This window comes from Parapedobacter pyrenivorans, from assembly GCF_014636865.1.
Taxonomy (GTDB): Bacteria; Bacteroidota; Bacteroidia; order Sphingobacteriales; family Sphingobacteriaceae; genus Parapedobacter; species Parapedobacter pyrenivorans.
In genome coordinates, this window is the sequence record NZ_BMER01000007.1 from 99,527 (window position 1) to 115,828 (window position 16,302).

The 16,302-nt window shown below is 46.5% G+C and carries 16 protein-coding genes and 1 tRNA gene; 12 read left to right on the plus strand and 5 right to left on the minus strand.

Going from position 1 to position 16,302, the window contains the following annotated elements:
• Window positions 1–9 precede the first annotated feature (9 nt).
• Complete coding sequence (locus IEV98_RS23455) at window positions 10–1,311, plus strand: amidohydrolase family protein (RefSeq protein WP_188508498.1); 1,302 nt, start codon at window positions 10–12, stop codon at window positions 1,309–1,311.
• Window positions 1,312–1,396: 85 nt separating this feature from the next.
• Here the strand turns inward: IEV98_RS23455 and rplS are convergent, their stop codons facing one another.
• Window positions 1,397–1,744: a 50S ribosomal protein L19 gene (rplS, locus tag IEV98_RS23460; protein ID WP_188508499.1), complete on the minus strand. Its 348-nt coding sequence runs from the start codon at window positions 1,742–1,744 to the stop codon at window positions 1,397–1,399.
• A 255-nt stretch (window positions 1,745–1,999) separates the two neighbouring features.
• Between rplS and IEV98_RS23465 the strand changes: the two genes are divergently transcribed.
• A tRNA-Pro gene (locus IEV98_RS23465) sits at window positions 2,000–2,073 on the plus strand.
• A gap of 315 nt (window positions 2,074–2,388) precedes the next feature.
• Here the strand turns inward: IEV98_RS23465 and IEV98_RS23470 are convergent.
• From IEV98_RS23470 to IEV98_RS23485, 4 genes are all read right to left on the minus strand, one after another.
• Window positions 2,389–3,318: a hypothetical protein gene (locus tag IEV98_RS23470; protein WP_188508500.1), complete on the minus strand. Its 930-nt coding sequence runs from the start codon at window positions 3,316–3,318 to the stop codon at window positions 2,389–2,391.
• 6 nt (window positions 3,319–3,324) lie between these two features.
• Window positions 3,325–3,990: a hypothetical protein gene (locus tag IEV98_RS23475; RefSeq protein ID WP_188508501.1), complete on the minus strand. Its 666-nt coding sequence runs from the start codon at window positions 3,988–3,990 to the stop codon at window positions 3,325–3,327.
• 78 nt (window positions 3,991–4,068) lie between these two features.
• Window positions 4,069–5,181: a helix-turn-helix domain-containing protein gene (locus tag IEV98_RS23480; protein WP_188508502.1), complete on the minus strand. Its 1,113-nt coding sequence runs from the start codon at window positions 5,179–5,181 to the stop codon at window positions 4,069–4,071.
• A gap of 54 nt (window positions 5,182–5,235) precedes the next feature.
• Window positions 5,236–7,128, minus strand: a complete 1,893-nt coding sequence (locus IEV98_RS23485; protein ID WP_188508503.1) for a serine hydrolase domain-containing protein — start codon at window positions 7,126–7,128, stop codon at window positions 5,236–5,238.
• Between the two features lie 293 nt (window positions 7,129–7,421).
• Here IEV98_RS23485 and IEV98_RS23490 point away from each other — a divergent pair, with 293 nt between their 5' ends.
• From IEV98_RS23490 to IEV98_RS23535, 10 genes are all read left to right on the plus strand, one after another.
• Window positions 7,422–8,084, plus strand: coding sequence for a DUF6266 family protein (locus IEV98_RS23490; RefSeq protein ID WP_188508504.1), 663 nt, complete (start codon window positions 7,422–7,424; stop codon window positions 8,082–8,084).
• Window positions 8,085–8,164: 80 nt separating this feature from the next.
• Window positions 8,165–9,190 carry a sensor histidine kinase gene (locus tag IEV98_RS23495; RefSeq protein WP_188508505.1) on the plus strand — a complete coding sequence of 342 codons (1,026 nt, stop codon included), beginning with the start codon at window positions 8,165–8,167 and terminating at the stop codon, window positions 9,188–9,190.
• A complete protein-coding gene (locus IEV98_RS23500; RefSeq protein WP_188508506.1) occupies window positions 9,187–9,903 on the plus strand; it encodes a LytR/AlgR family response regulator transcription factor in 717 nt (238 codons plus the stop codon). The genes IEV98_RS23495 and IEV98_RS23500 overlap by 4 nt, the downstream gene beginning before the upstream one ends.
• Before the next feature lie 113 nt (window positions 9,904–10,016).
• Complete coding sequence (locus IEV98_RS23505; RefSeq protein ID WP_188508507.1) at window positions 10,017–12,032, plus strand: TonB-dependent receptor plug domain-containing protein; 2,016 nt, start codon at window positions 10,017–10,019, stop codon at window positions 12,030–12,032.
• Window positions 12,033–12,060: 28 nt separating this feature from the next.
• Complete coding sequence (locus IEV98_RS23510) at window positions 12,061–12,702, plus strand: hypothetical protein (protein ID WP_188508508.1); 642 nt, start codon at window positions 12,061–12,063, stop codon at window positions 12,700–12,702.
• Window positions 12,703–13,066: 364 nt separating this feature from the next.
• A complete protein-coding gene (locus tag IEV98_RS23515) occupies window positions 13,067–13,714 on the plus strand; it encodes an O-methyltransferase (protein WP_188508509.1) in 648 nt (215 codons plus the stop codon).
• A 73-nt stretch (window positions 13,715–13,787) separates the two neighbouring features.
• Window positions 13,788–14,741: a hypothetical protein gene (locus IEV98_RS23520; RefSeq protein ID WP_188508510.1), complete on the plus strand. Its 954-nt coding sequence runs from the start codon at window positions 13,788–13,790 to the stop codon at window positions 14,739–14,741.
• Between the two features lie 32 nt (window positions 14,742–14,773).
• Window positions 14,774–15,244: a DUF4199 domain-containing protein gene (locus tag IEV98_RS23525; protein ID WP_188508511.1), complete on the plus strand. Its 471-nt coding sequence runs from the start codon at window positions 14,774–14,776 to the stop codon at window positions 15,242–15,244.
• 50 nt (window positions 15,245–15,294) lie between these two features.
• The gene (locus IEV98_RS23530; protein WP_188508512.1) at window positions 15,295–15,600 is read left to right on the plus strand and encodes a YbaB/EbfC family nucleoid-associated protein; all 306 of its coding nucleotides are present in this window, start codon (window positions 15,295–15,297) and stop codon (window positions 15,598–15,600) included.
• Window positions 15,597–16,280: a metal-dependent hydrolase gene (locus IEV98_RS23535; protein ID WP_188508513.1), complete on the plus strand. Its 684-nt coding sequence runs from the start codon at window positions 15,597–15,599 to the stop codon at window positions 16,278–16,280. The genes IEV98_RS23530 and IEV98_RS23535 overlap by 4 nt, the downstream gene beginning before the upstream one ends.
• Window positions 16,281–16,302: the final 22 nt, after the last annotated feature.

A 16,302-nucleotide genomic window follows, 5' to 3' on the forward strand; every position in this document is an offset into this window, starting at 1 on the left:
CAGCAAAGAATGAACTCGATTAAAACATATCTGTTAACGGGCATGATAGCCGTATTGCTTGCCAACAATTCGGTGTTTGCCCAAGCGACTATTTATCCGGCCAAGGCACAGGAAAAGCCGGTAGCTATTACAGGTGCTACCATCCATGTGGGAAATGGACAAGTGATTGAACAGGGTACACTGGTATTCGATCAGGGAAAAATCACTTATGTCGGTGCAACGGCAACCGCTCCCCCCAACGCACTAATCATAGATGCATCCGGCAAACACGTTTACCCCGGCTTCATCGCTCCCAACACCAATCTCGGATTGGTTGAAGTAGAGTCTGTAAGAGCTACGATCGACTACGCCGAAGTCGGCGAAAACAACGCCCATGTCCGTTCGTTGATCGCTTACAATACGGATTCCAAAGTTATCAATACGCTGCGGTCTAACGGTATACTGCTCGCCCAGGTAACACCCCAGGATGGACTGGTGGCTGGCCAGTCATCCGTTGTCCAACTAGACGCCTGGAACTGGGAAGATGCGGCCTATGAGATAGACGAAGGTATCCACATCAATTGGCCAACCGTACGTTCCACTCGTTTTGATGGAGGCGCATCTTCAAGCACTGATAACCAGAAAGAACACGTGCAGGCAGAAATTACGAAGCTTGACGATTACTTGCGGCAGGCAAAGGCATACACCGAATTGGACGGGCAGGGCACAAGCAACGCGAGATTTGAGGCGTTTAAGCCTGTGTTTAGGGACGATCGGAAAGTATACGTACACGCGGATAAAGCCACGGATATGATCGCTGCGATTTCTATGCTTAAACGACACGGCGTACATCCGGTATTGGTTGGAGGTACGGAAGCCCATTTGGTGACCGAATTGCTCGTTGATAATGGGGTGCCGGTCATTATCCGTCAGTCGCATTCACTTCCATATGCTAACGACGAAGATGTTTATTTGCCCTATAAACAGGCTAAACTGCTCACCGATGCCGGTGTATTGGTTGCCTATAGCATCGATGGGTTCTGGCAGCAACGCAATCTCCCCTTCATGGCCGGGACAGCTGCTGCGTATGGGCTTGATAAGGAACAGGCATTGGCTACCATTACCAGCAATACGGCCAAGATACTGGGTATCGACGACCGCACGGGTACATTGGAGGTGGGGAAGGATGCGAATATAATCGTGTCTAAGGGTGACGCATTAGATATGCTCGGCAACGACGTACAACGTGCCTTTATCCAAGGCCGAGACATTAACCTGGATGATTTGCACAAGCAGTTGTTTGAACGGTATGAATTTAAATACGGCCTCTGAAACACAGAACCATCTTGATGGAAGAAGCATAAAAAAAGCTGCCCTATAAGATAGGGCAGCTTTTTTTATGCTTAATAAGGAACGCTTAGAATCTCTTCGATTTAATACGTGCAGCTTTGCCGGTAAGCCCGCGCAGATAATACAGTTTTGAACGACGTACTTTTCCGTGGCTGTTTATTTCAACTTTCTCAATGTTCGGCGAGTTTATCGGAAAAATACGCTCCACACCAACGCCATTGGAAATCTTACGTACCGTAAAGGTTTGGTTGATGCCAACGCTATTGCGCTGGATAACAACGCCTTGATATACCTGGATACGCTCTTTGTTTCCTTCGCGAATTTTATAATGAACGCTAACAGTGTCCCCAGCCTTGAATGCGGGAACCTCATTTTTTGTTACCGCCTGTTCTTCTACAAATTTTACTAAATCCATGATTCTGAGTAATTAATGACGATTATTATCCCGTAAAAATCGAGCTGCAATATTAATGATTATTTTCCGAATATGGAAAGCGTTTTTTAAAAAATAATTATGAAGTTCTTTTTGGAATTTGGATTTAATTTTTACCTTTGCAAACCCTTACGGGAACGGGATGTATCGAAGCCCGGCATTGCATCCCGACATTTGTTGGGAAGGTAGGGAGCCGGAAAGAGGGGAAGTGCCGGTAAGGAAAATAAAATACAAGTTCGGGGTGTAGCGTAGCCCGGTATCGCGCCTGCTTTGGGAGCAGGAGGTCGTAGGTTCGAATCCTGCCACCCCGACGAACTAAAATGAAGCCCTTGCGAAAGCAAGGGCTTTTTTCATGCAAGGGGGCGGCTAAGCTTGCTTGAGAGACCCCTTACATGAAAAAAAGCAAGGTGCGAAGTGCTGGCTCCATTTTAGTTGAGACCTCCCGAAGGATGGCTGTGGCATCGCGTATGTGGAATGCGGGACACAGCCAACTATTCTCGCTGTGGCATCGCGTATGTGGAATGCGGGACACAGCCAACTATTCTCGCTGTGGCATCGCGTATGTGGAATGCGGGACACAGCCAATCCTGGTACCTAGCTAATATGTTGTCTAGCTCCAGTGGGATTTATAATTTTCGGTCTAACCAGTGTATAATATTGAGCAGAAATTGGGCGTTTTGTGTGGCCCAAGGATGATTCATGCCCCGTTTCTCACTTTTGATACCTTGGAGCTGAGCTGAAAAAGATGCCCCGTCTCCAAATATGACGACTCTGCCCTTACCAAATTCTAAATATGCGCCATTAACTAATCCCCTTCCGGAAATATAAGGAATAGTAGCTTTTAACCTTTTTTCTATCTGGGAAGCCTGACTGGGCAGGTAGATGCGATAGTCGTCACCCAGCACGGAAATAACATGGGAATGGGGCGGAACAATAAATCCTGTTCCACCCCAGCACATGATGCTATCGATTCTTTTGCCGCGAGCACTGGTAATGTCATTTGATATCAATGTTTTCTTTTGTTTTGAAAATACCTCAGGCCGGCCGTCCTTCCGAATAGCGAAGCCATTTATGATGTTGATTCCAAATCTTCCTGCCAATTCATTGACAGAAGCTCCGCAGGGCATGTGATCAGTGACAAGAAATAGGCTTCCTCCATCGGCTACCCAATTGGCGAGTTCAGTTATTTCGTCTGGGGAAAAAGCCGATCTCGCTGGTAGATCCCAGTCTTCCATATCATACATGGCATTTACGGTTACATAGATCTTTGCTTCTTTTAAAAGCTCGGAAGTCACCTTTTCCCTGCTACTTACTACTTGATACCCGTCACTTGCAAGCAGTTTTCCGAATGGGGCATAAGCTCCCCGCAATGTCGAGGCGTTATTATGCGCTTCATCAAATACGATTAGCGGACCGCTCCCTGTCTTGTATACCGGCACAGTAACTGGATAGTCAAAAGTTTCGTCCGCCACTTGCTGTGCACTCCCGTTTGGCGCCCAAAAGACTAGTGTATACCAAATGAAAAAGCATCGGCTAGCTAACTTCTGCATGCTCATCACCGCCTATTTTGCTTTGAGCCATATATCGTCTTTAAAACAGGTGACCTGCACGGCTTCTCCATCGCTCAATAAAAATGTCAACGGGAATGTGCCATCTTCATTCAGGAAAAAAGTCTCCGATCTTGGCGTAAAGGCAACCTCTTTTTTGTCCCATAGCTGTTTTATCGTCAATCCGTTTGCGGACGATCGGATGTCGATCTTCAGGCTGTTGTCGTCCGTCAAACTGTAAGTTCCTTCGAGCCTTTTAAGTTGTCCTGCCGATAACGGTTTGACTTTTTTGGGATCAAATCCGACTTTTACCGTGATGATTCTTCCCATAAGCTTAGCTTGACTAAACTGACCGGAATTGTCTTTTAGGAATTCGACTTTGTGACCTTCTTTTTCCGATTCAAAGTCTGTTTCGTTGACCTGGATGAGCTGATATTCTTTTCCATCCCATAATTGTTTGGCAACTAGCACATCGTCTTTTGGCTCAAATTGAATAAAACCTGCTTTACTGGGAAACTGGTAGTACCCTGAAAACTTTTCCAGCGGTACCTTTCTAGCCGACTGGCTATCGCCTTGTGCGAAACAGTTCGTTGAAAGCATTGCGCTTCCGAATAAAATGCTACCGATGATCCTACGGATTTTTGGGCCGATTGTGGACTTGAATGGGTTCATTGTTTTCATAATATTTTTTTATGATGCAATGATAAGGATCCAATGATTGGCAGAAGTTCGGATGGATGCAAACGAACAGCATTGCGGTCAACTAGCCGCTGAATTTGCTTTAATGTATTCTTTAGGCGTGAGGTTGGTTGCTTTTTTAAAAGTGGTATAAAATGTCGTTTTGGAGTTGAAGCCAGCTCTGATCGCAACACCGAGCATATCTAAATGCTTGGTGTCTTCCGATAATAGTAGTGATTTTGCTTCCTCAGTTCGCAACTCATTGACAAACTGATAAAAATTCTTACCAAGTCCGTTATTAAGGACGTAGGATAGTTCATGTGTGCTGATGCCAATTTTAGCTGAAAGTACCGAAAGTGTCAGGCTCGGGTCGAGATATAGTTTCTCGCCGACGGTTTTACGCATGACGATATCATTGAGTTCTTCAACTTGTTCAACAGTAAGCCGTTCATTCATTGCTTTTTTGGGCGCTGTTTCGTCTTTTTCTGCCGGTCGATAAGGTTCGATTGCATAAATTGATTTTTGAGTAAGTGTTGAATAAGCCAAAAGGATGATCCCCAAAAAATATAGGATGGGGGAATAATAAGTTACGTGGATGTTGGATATACTCAGTATACGGATGAGTATCAAGAACAACACGGAAACCAATAAATACCTTAGCCATTCCAGATCTATTTTTTCGGTAAATGAAGCCACCATTTTTAGGTTTTTCTGGTGACGACGGAGCAGCGTGAAACAAACGATCCAATAATAGACCGTCTGGCCAAAGAAAAAATACCGGACGAGAAACCGTATCCAGGGGGGCAACACGGGCAGATGGTTTTGTTCATTAAAGAGATCCGGCATCAAATAGACCAGCGAAAATACAAGGAAAAGCAGGAAAGGCACGAAATGAAGAAACCAATCCTTTTTGGGTAATGAAGGCGATGCGTAATGGCTGACCGCCATATAAAGGCAGGGGAGCATCGCCCATCGTGGCAGTTCAAGCAGATGGATCAGGAAACCTCCGCCAATTTCAAATCCTTCCAAGAAAAGTTGAGTAAAAGTGCACGCGAGGATACAATAGAATGCCGCAAGCCATCGGTTGGCTTGTGTATTCACTTTATCAAACCCGATAAAAAGCAGGGAACCCAATAGCCATACCGCTCCGCCTGAAAAGGCATAGAAAGCAGCTAAGGTATTTGTTTCAGACATCAGATATTTCGGATTGTGCCCGTAAATTTATGGTATTTGAGTGAAAATTGTAAATTACATATGCCAGATAGGAATCCCGATCCAACCGTGTATTGAAAATAACACCACCAGATAAAACAAGAATATCATATTGAAAGCCAAGGGGAATTTTATCCATTTTTCACTTATCTGCCGCCAGCGTTTGTACAATAAATAGGCTCCGATCACCACGCTGATTCCGAAAAAAAGCATGCCTGCAAAAATGGAAAAACTTGTCGTGTTCAGCGTAATAAATAGTTCCTTGTTCACGGCATCCGTCAGTCCCATTTTGCGATAGGCGAGCAAGAAACATATTGTTCCGATGGCTGGCAAGCCCGTGATGCTGAGATCAATTGCTTTCATTTTTCTGAACAAGACTAACGGAATCCCTACGATTGTGCAGATAACCGACAGCAGTGCGGCGAGCAGCCCAAGATAAATAAGTGTTTTTTGGAATAAGATCGGTCCATAAGCCGTTTTGCTATAAAACCCATTTCCATAGCCTTGAAAGAAAGGACGCCCGTCATTATTCTGACCAATAATATATGAAGGTATTATATTTCCCTTCAATCTAAAAATACCATTTCCTGTGTGAATTAAGGAATCGATCTGTCCGTTTCCTTTATCAACGACCAGTTTGTCGGCATCAATAGACAAAAGATTGATTCCGCTGAATATTCGCTTGAAAAATTCCCATCGTTCATTCTTGGGATTCATAAATTGGTAATACCCCAGCATTGGTTCTATTTTTGACCGATCTATCGTTACACTATTCATCGTTGGGTATTTGATATCCTTGGTTAAAAGATCTTCGATAAGTTGGGATACAGGCCAAAGGTTTGTGTTGCAATTGGTGGAAATGGCATATGCCAAACCAGCCTCCCGGTTAAAAAACAGCCAAGAGCTAAAGCCCTCACCTTTGCCATTATGCCCTCTAAACGTTACTTTTTTGTTGTTCGGAAACAAATCGTTGCCCAACGCATATCCCGTTTGTAGTCCGCTCTGGCTAGCTAATGTGCTGTGAACTTTTTCCATCTCCAACATATCATTTCCAGCAAGTAGATCAACGTTGGTGTTTTTGTCAACATTTAGGAGGTAATGCATAAATTTCGCCATATCAGTCGCATTCGACACCAACGCGCTCGAGGCTCCGTTGCTACCTGGCCCATACAGCGGCAGCAGAGCCAATTGCTCGCCGTTAAAGTTATAACCTTTAGCATACGACGGCAGTCTTTCGCCACTTAGATCGAATAGCGTGCTATCCATACCCAGTGGTTTAAGCAGAACTTGATCAATATAGTTGTCCCAAGGGATGCCCGATACTTTCTCAATTACATATCCTAAAACATTATATCCCGGATTTGAATAGGACATCATTTCACCGGGTTTCCAACGGGAATTCAGGGAGCTCGCTACAGCTTTTACTCCGTCTATCCCTGTTAACGGCTTTCCGGTAGTGTTTACCATCTTGTTCAACTGAATATCCTCGAACCCTGCCGTGTGTTCTAATAAATGAACAAGCCTGACCGGATGCGTAGACTCCCACCTGTTCGTGTAGGGAATTTCTGGTGCGATCGCTTGCAATCGATCGTTGAGCTTCAATTTACCTTCGGCTATTAATTTCTGGATACCCATTGCCACAAAAAATTTTGTGACGGATGCTAAGTGAAATTGCGTTGTGCTGTCAACAGGTATTTTTTGTTCCAGATCGGCATATCCCAATCCTCCCGAAAACAAAATACTGTCCTTCTTTACGATGGAAATCATCAATCCCGGTAGGTGTTCCTTTTGCAAAACCGTGTCAATTTTTTTGAGCAATTGACCGATTTCAGCTATTGGAGAATCATCATGTTGCAGCTGGGCGTTTGTCGTATTGCATAATAATGCCGTGAAAAATAGGATTAAAAATGATGTGATATGCTTGTTCATTGCCGTTATTTTTTGTTAAAGTAAATATCTCTCGTCCTACTTTGGTTCGCTGTTATCCAACCGAACTAGAAATGCAACGGGTCAATGGAGCCCCCATATACTTTTCCTCCGATACTTCTTTATGCTATTCTTATTAATAATATGGAAATAAAACGGGATTTATTCGGGGTTTGTTCGGAGTTTATTCGGATTTATCCGAATAAATTCCGAATAATTTCAGTATAATTTTATAATTAATTTAAAAGAATAAGTAACTTTGGATTAACGGAATTATAAACCAAAAGTAAATCACGATGGGAAAGTTGATGGATGGTATCCATGGCCATGTGCAGGGACAGGTAGGGGGTGTTGTTTTTTATACCGCTAACGGACAGAATATTGCACGTTCATTACCGCGCACCCCGCGGAAAAAGCGCAAACCAACGGCGCTGCAAGCATTACAACGGGAAAGGTTCAAGGTCGTGCAGGAATGGCTGAGGCCATTGCTCAGAGTGGTGAAGGTTGGATTCGGCAAGTACGCGCCGCCGCAAACGGGGCACAATGCAGCGATGTCATACAACCTTACCCACGCCGTAGTCTACAACGAAGAGGAATCGCGTTACGAAATCAATCCCGCGGCATTTGCTTTCAGCGGAGGCCCGCTCCCCGCGCCTATGGAAGCTATCGCTACACAGAATGGGAATCAGGTGCACTTTTCATGGAAGAATCCCGGCGGCCGGGACATCCGGTATACTACCCGGACAATGCTGGTATTGTACAAGTTGGGCGGCAACTTCTGCCATTACAAAACTTATGGGCATACAGCCGGTCGGGGCGAGGATTTCCTGAATGTCAAAGGGTATTACCTGCCGGGGGATACTTGTCACGCCTACATGGCTTTTATCGATGAAGAAACCGGAGCGGTATCGGATAGCGTCTACGCCGGTAGAATCCTCTTGGGGAATTTTGAAAGCTGATTAGCGATTTACGGGCTCGGCTTGTATAAGAAAAGCGAGTTTACTAGGTTTGTAGGATAATAAGTAACCGTATTCACCAGATGCGCGTTCCATTATCATACATTGTGATTTTCTTCCACGTTGCGGTGTGGGCGGTTGTCTTACTATTCCCCTTCTTGATATCAGATGCCGGTACGGACTATGCGATAGGAGTTGTCCCCGGTATTTTTTTTACCATGGCCGGTATTATCCATTGTTTGCTGTTCTACACCAATGCGTATTACCTCTTTCCGCGGTTCTTCAATAGGCATAGCTGGTGGTTGTACATTTTATTGTCGATTGTACTGGTAGGCGTTTCGTTTTTGCTCAAGCACATTATCCTGTATCGGTGGTTTTCTGAGACACTGGTCAACCCAATTACCCATCGTATCGTCTTTGCACCCAGCTTTGTTTTTTTTGCCATCAGTATCGTTTATCGTAAGATATTGGATAATATCCATCGTGAGCGTTTACAGAAAGAGGAACGAGCAGAACGATTAGCTACCGAGCTGAAGTTCCTGCGTTCGCAGATCAATCCCCATTTTTTGTTCAATACGCTTACCAACCTGGTATCGCTGGCGCGGAAGGATTCCAATTTGCTTGAACCTGCATTGATCCAGCTTTCCGACTTGATGCGCTATATGCTGTACGATACGCAGGGTAAGCGCGTGCCATTGGCAAAAGAAGTCGCCTATCTGCGTGATTACATCGGATTGCAACGACTTCGTTTTGAAGAAGACATTAATATAACTACCACCATTGAATTGGCACCAGACACCGACCAGCATTGCCTTATCGAACCCATGCTGCTCATCCCTTTTGTCGAAAATGCATTCAAGCACGGTAGCAGTCATATAGACCAACCGGAAATTATTATCCAATTGACGGCGCAACAGGGTCGACTTACGTTCCGTGTCAAAAACCGGATTGCGCCGCCCGCCGTGGGAACCAGTAAGGACAGTGACTCCGGAATTGGCCTTACAAATGTTAAAAAAAGGCTGGAGCTTTTGTACGGTAACGCATATCGACTCGATATCAACCAACAGGCGGGTTGGTATGAAGCGATCCTAAAACTCACCTTGTCATGATGCGATGTCTGGCAGTAGACGATGAGAAGCTAGTCCGCGAGCTTCTCGAGGATAATATCCGGAAGGTTCCGTACCTTCAATTAGTAGCCAGCTGCAAGCATGCGATGGAAGCGATTGAGGTGCTTCAGCGAGAATCCGTCGACCTGATATTCCTCGATATCCAAATGCCGGGTCTTAGCGGTCTGCAGTTCCTTCGTTCACTTCCGCATCCTCCCCTGGTGATTTTGGTGACAGCCTACGAGCAGTACGCATTGGAAGGATTTGACTTGGATGTTGTGGATTATTTGTTGAAACCGTATGCTTTCGACCGGTTTCTCAAAGCCTGCAACCGGGCATTGGAACGCCGCCAGCTCCGGCAAGGCGATGTACATGCCCCTGCATCCGGTATGGATGACTTTTTCTTCGTCAACGTCGAGTATGTTCAGGTAAAAATCAACTTCATAGATATCCGTTACATTGAAGGGCTTAAAGACTACCTAAAGATCCATTTGATATCGAACAGTAAGCCTGTGCTCACGCGGATGACGATGAAATCAATGGAACAGCGTCTGGCAGGCGCGCCATTCGTCCGCATACACAAATCATTTTTGGTGTCCATTCCTCGTATCACCGCAGTCAAACGGGATACCATCTACCTCGGAGAGAAGGAACTCCCCATCGGCGATGCTTATCGGGAGCAGGTGGAGCGCATCGTCCGGCCATCCACCGACTAAGCGCATCTACACATTCCGTCCGTTTGTCGCGGTAATGTGCCCGTTGGTCTACACATCCATAATCGGAAGAATATCTGCTATAGTTTTGCTTCTGGATCAAACGGAACAACGCTATGGAAACTCCAGGAATCACAGGCCTTTTGACAATCGCGATGCTGCTCCCGCTATCAAGCACCCAATGGGCGTTGAGCCAAGAGCGGCGCACGGACAGCCTCGTGAACAAAGCAGATACCATCACCAAAAGTACGAAGCCGCGGATATTGCAAGAGGTGCAAGTCAGTGCGGGCACCTTTGAGGCAAGTGACAAAGCGAAGGGCGCCTCCCTCACCCCGATTGATGCGGTGACCGTTGCCGGCAGCAATAATGACTTGGCGCAAGCGCTCCGCGCATTGCCGGGCGCACAGCAGATCGGCGAACGTGAAGGGCTTTTTGTGCGTGGTGGTTCGGGTGAAGAGGCCAAGCAGTTTATCGACGGTATTTTGGTGAAGAATCCCAATTTCCCAGCTGTACCGGGCATCCCTCAATATTCCCGTATCGATCCGTTCCTATTCAAAGGCATCCTATTCAGCACCGGGGGCTACTCCGCCTTGTACGGCCAGGCGATGAGCAGCGCCCTGATTTTGGAGAGCATTGACATTCCCGAAGAGACCGAAGCTAGCTTCAGCCTGTTTCCGGCGAATACCGGGCTAGGGTTCCAGCGGAGTGCTGATGACGGCAACAGCGGCTATGGCATCAACTTAGCGTACAGCAATCACCGGTTCTATAACGCCGTCATTCCTCAAGCTCCTGAATATTTCGCCGGCCCCAGCTATTTGCAGGGGACTGCTCATTTCCGGGTCAAAACGGGCGACCGGGGAATCCTGAAGTTCTATACCAACTGGAACGGTAGCGAAGTGGGCCTCACTCAGCCGGATGTCAACAATCCTGACCACCGCTCCGCATACTCCGTGCGTGGACGGAATACGTACAACAACCTGAGTATAGTCCGCTATTTTGGTAATAACTGGAAAATGGATGCCAGCGGCGGATACAGCTTCCTCCGTACGGTTATTCATTCGGATGATAACGGGCATTCTGATAGGGATGAACACTTTGCGCAGCTGCGCACTGTTTTCGCCAAAGGCTTTGCCCGTAACCAGGCCATCCGTTTCGGTGCGGAACATTTTTTTACCCGCGAAGCGGGGACGTGGGAAGACCGTTCTGTACGTTTTACGGACCAGCTTACAGCGGCATTTGCCGAAGGTGACATTTACCTTACCCCGCAGATGGCGGCCAAAATCGGCGGGCGTGTCGAACACTCGTCGGCATTGCAACGTTGGGCATTCGCCCCCCGCGCCAGCCTCGGTTACCGATTGGACGCGGACAACCAGCTGAATGCTGCATATGGTATCTTTTATCAAACACCATCGTCGATTTATTTATATGATCATCCCGAGCTGGGGTTTTCGCGGGCTACGCATTATATCGTCAATTATACTTACAAGGCCCGCAACCGATTTTTCAGGGCAGAAGCGTATTACAAGCGCTATCGCGGATTGTTACGGACCGAACCCGAACTAGCTACCTCTGGGGTGGGTGATGCCAAGGGGCTCGAATTCTTTTTCCGCGACAAGCGTACGTTTACCAACCTGGATTACTGGGTTTCCTATACCTTTATCGATACCAAACGGCAGTTTCTGGATTACCCCGAACTACTGAAGCCGACCTTTGCAGCGCCGCATACGGGTACGCTGGCGGTGAAGAAGTTTTTCCCCGGCCTTTCCACCAATATCAATGTATCCTATGCATTCGCTTCAGGGAGGCCGTACTACGACATTGCGTCGTTTTCCGGGTCGGAAGGGCCAACGATTAGGCACGCTGGCACGACGCGACCGTACAGCGTGGTGAACTTGCACATTGCCTACCTCACCAGTTTCTTCAAGCTTTCGAAGCTGAAAAGCTTTTCAGGAATCGGTATGGGCGTGAACAACCTGCTGGGTACCAAACAGGTATTCGGCTATAGCTATAGTGCTGACGGCCGACACCGGCAGGCCATTAGCCTTCCTGCACCGCGTTATTATTACATCGGCGTGTTCATGAGCTGGGGGGTAGATCGTCGGAACGACTTCATGGATAACCAACTTCTTTAATTCTATCATACACAAAATTACAAAAGCAATGAAAAAAGTAATGATCATGCTTGTGGCGCTGATTCCAGTCGGCGGCTTCGCCCAACAGCAGGGCGACCCAAGCGCACTCGAACAATTGGTGGCCAAATTGGATAACGCAACCACCGTGGCAGACTACGAAGCACTGGAAACCCAGTTCGTGACGCTTTCAGCAGCCGATGAACAATGGTTGCCACCTTATTACGCGGCATTGTGCGATGCCAATATCGGCTTCCTGTTGGAAAAGGAAGGTGAGCGGATTGAACCCTATAGTGACCGTGGCCTTGAACAATTGAAGGAGGCCCGATCGCGGATCGACACAGCGACGCAACAGAAAGAGCTGGCCGAGGTATATGTCGTTGCCAGCCTGCTGTACCGTACCAAGGTGTTCGTCAATCCGATGACCATGGGGCGTAAATACGGGCCGACAGCAGGGAAGTACCTCCAACTGGCATTGCAGCTTGATGCTGGTAATCCCCGAGCCATTTACGTAGATGCGTGGAATAAATACTATACACCGAAAGCGTGGGGAGGCGACAGGAAATTGGCGAAGGAGCTCGCCCAAAAGAGTTTGGCACTGTTGGCCAAGGAGCAGCAGGGCGTTCAGCCACATTGGGGAGTTCGCGAGAATACAGCATTATTAAACGATTAATCACATTAAAAAGTACAGCTATGTTTTTTCCATTCATCATCGTCGTGCGACTGCTATTTGCAGCCTGCATGGTTTTCATCATTGGTTATATTTTTGGCGGGTTTTCGAAAAAAAGATCATTGACCCGGCTGACAAAAATTGCAACGATATTGATTATCCTCGTGTTTATTGCCACAAATATCTTTTTTATGCGGCAAGCGTTCCACCGGGCAAATGGCAGTCACTTTAGTGGCACGTGTGTCGAACAGTCACATACACCCTGATCCAATGATCGAGCAGCCGCATCCGGCGGCTGCTATTATAATCAACCGCCAAACAAATCAGTGGTTTGCAGTGTTTTTATTCGAGAACATCAGTTATTGCCATGAAAGTCATTTTCCAAATCAAACCGGTTTTGTTTAGCATCCTTTTCTTCGGTATTGTTGCCGGATGTATTGCCCAAGGCAACGATAAACAACGCGAACTCGATGAGCGCGTGCAAAAGTTTCTGAAGGAAAACCAGCAGCAGTGGCGCGACTTAAACGTACCCTATGAAGATGGCCAGGTGCTTCACGACCTCATTATCGCTAACAACTATCAATCCGCACTCGAAATAGGCACATCTACCGGGCACTCTACAATCTGGATCGCTTGGGCACTCAGTAAAACAGGCGGTAAACTGATAACTTTGGAAATTGACAAAAGCAGGCAAGCGGAGGCGGTCGCGAATCTGAAAGCGGTGGGGCTATCTTATCTGGTGGATTTCAGGTTGGGCGATGCCCATGCGCTGGTCAAGGAGCTGGAAGGGCCATTCGATTTTGTCTTTTTGGATGCCGATAAAGACTGGTATGTGCAATATTTCAAGGATGTGGATGCCAAATTTAAAAAGGGTGGTTGCTTTACCGCTCATAATGTACTTCAAAACATGAGGGGGATTTCTGAGTATATGGATTTTGTCCAGGCACACCCCGGTTACAAAACTACGATCGATAAGACTAGCGATTCAGGCATTGCCATCAGTCGGAAAAGATAAATACAATCTCCATATTAAAGGTTACGGCAAAATTTGTTGGATTTTATGAGCAATTATAGTAGGTTAGCTGCCCATGAAAGCCGAGAATAATTTAACAGGACAGCTCAAACCACTGCTCTTTTTTCTGTTTTGCTGCTATATAGCTATTGCGGGATGCTCGGGTGGCGCGGAGGAGGAGAACGACCCGAGGCGACCATCCTTTACTCCCATTGTAGGGATTGATTTCTATGAAGCGAGACGTTCTTTTGATAATGGATTGGCGTATGATTCCATTGGTTTTGTGCAGGAACCCGAATGGCATGTCAAATGGACGCATGAGGATTCCATCCAGATCTATGTTCCTGGAAGCGACTCGTCTTTCAATTTCGCCATCACACACGACCACGATTCGTTTTTCCATTTTGCCCGGGAAAGCTGGAAGGTAATTGATTTGAACCGGGATAGCCTGATGCTCCAACGGCTAAGTCTGGACGGACTGAAAGTGAATAAAATACGCTCCAATGTGTACATGCGATTTTATTCCAAAGACTATCTTGGCCAATTGGGTAAGCCCTTGATGGAACTCAGGAAGCCGCGAAAGCAGGATACGTTGTTTGTGCAGGAAATGGTGCAACGCGCCAACCGAAACCTCAATAATGTGGATAGCTCGTTCTCTTCAAAAACCTACCCAAAACTGGTTAGCAAAAGCCCGATGCTGGAAATCAAACGCCGGCAGCAAGACACCAGCGAGTTGATCAGTCAATCAGCTGCCTACGAATACCTGTATCCCGAATATGATATTGTAATTCACAAGGCATACAAGGATTTTAACTATACGTTTTCCATATTGGTTGGTCCGGACGGAAAGCTGCGCTTGGGAAAGTTTTTTGTGATGCCCGAATTTTGGGAATCCAGGAAGCGGGTGCTGACTGGTGTCGTCGACGTATATCTTCAGCATCTTTTGGCGATTACGCCCGCTATGACATTGGGGCTGCCTCATAACAGCGTCGTGTATCTAAAGGTAAGAGGAAGGATGGATAAAACATAAAATAGCTATATTTGGTAGTTATTTACCGCAGTATGATGAACGCCATCCGTTATGGAGTCCTTTTTGCCTCGGCCATTTTCCTATGGGCAGTTGTCGAATGGCTGATTGGATTGCATGGTCCGTATATCCGATACCATGAATACTTGTCGTATTTCTTTGCAGTACCGGCAGTTGGTATCATGTATTGTGGAATAACCCATGGGGAAAACGGACAAAACAATCGCGTTGGTTTTCGTAGAGCATTCAAAAAGGGATTAGGTATTACATCGGTGGTTGTGTTACTATGCCCGCTGGTATGGTACACCCTCTGTACGTTTGTTAGTCCCGATTTTTTAAGCAATATGGCGCGCCATGCTATCGAAACCGAAACGATGCCTGCCCCGTTGGCAACGAAGCGATTTTCATTAGCCAATCATCTGCTGGTATCCTCCCTTTCAACGGCTGTCATCGGCGTGGTGATCTCGCTTGTAATTGCCGTTATAGTCGCTCGCCGAAAAAAATAAAACAAAACGTATGGATTTTGTATCTTAGTTGCCATAAATAAAGCGAAACGATGTTTGATAAATTAATAGCGGCGCGGCAAAAGGCAGAAGAAATAAAGAAACGGCTGGACAACATCACCGTGGTGGGAGAGGTAGAAGTAGAAGGGGGAATCATCAAAGTTACTGCAACCGCTAATAAAGAAGTAACCGCGGTGGATATCGATCACGTATTCCTAGCTAATGCCGACAAGGAGGAATTGGAAGAACTTCTTGCGGTAGCGATCAATCATGCGATAAGACAAGCGGACAACATCAGCCAAACGGAAATGCAGGGAGCTGCTAAGGATATGCTCGGTGGATTAGGGGGGCTATTATGAAAGCGATTTATTACGGACACTCTAGTGTGGCGTTGCATTTGGAGGGGGCGACCGTTTTATTCGATCCCTATATCACACCCAATCCAAAAGCCGCGAATATCGATATCCATAGTCTAGCTCCCGATTACATCGTACTAAGCCATGCCCATGATGACCATGTGGCCGATGTAGTGGCCATCCAGCAAGCCAGCAAGGCCAAGGTTATGGCAGTGGTGGAGACTGCAATGTGGGTCAACCGGCAGCATATCCCGGAGTCGGATATTATTCCTTTTAATTTCGGTGGCACGGTTCAGACGGATTTCGGAAATATAAAGATGGTATATGCATTGCATACCAATTGTGCACCCGATGGACAATATGCAGGGGTTCCGGCTGGATATGTGTTACAAAGCGGAGGAAAAAAGATCTATTATGCCGGAGATACGGCTTTAACGATGGAGATGAAATTATTGGAGCATGTGGGCCTCGATTGGGCGTTTCTCCCAATAGGTGGGCATTTTACCATGGATGTGGATGATGCCATCACAGCTAGCCAGTTTATAAATTGCGCCAATATTGTCGGTATCCATTATAATACCTTTCCGCCCATTACCATTGATACGGAAGAAGCCAAGCAGAAATTTTCAGAGGCGGGGCTCAAGCTGCACTTACTCGAAATCGGAGGGGAATTAGTTTTATAGACTGCTTTGCTATCAGGTAAAT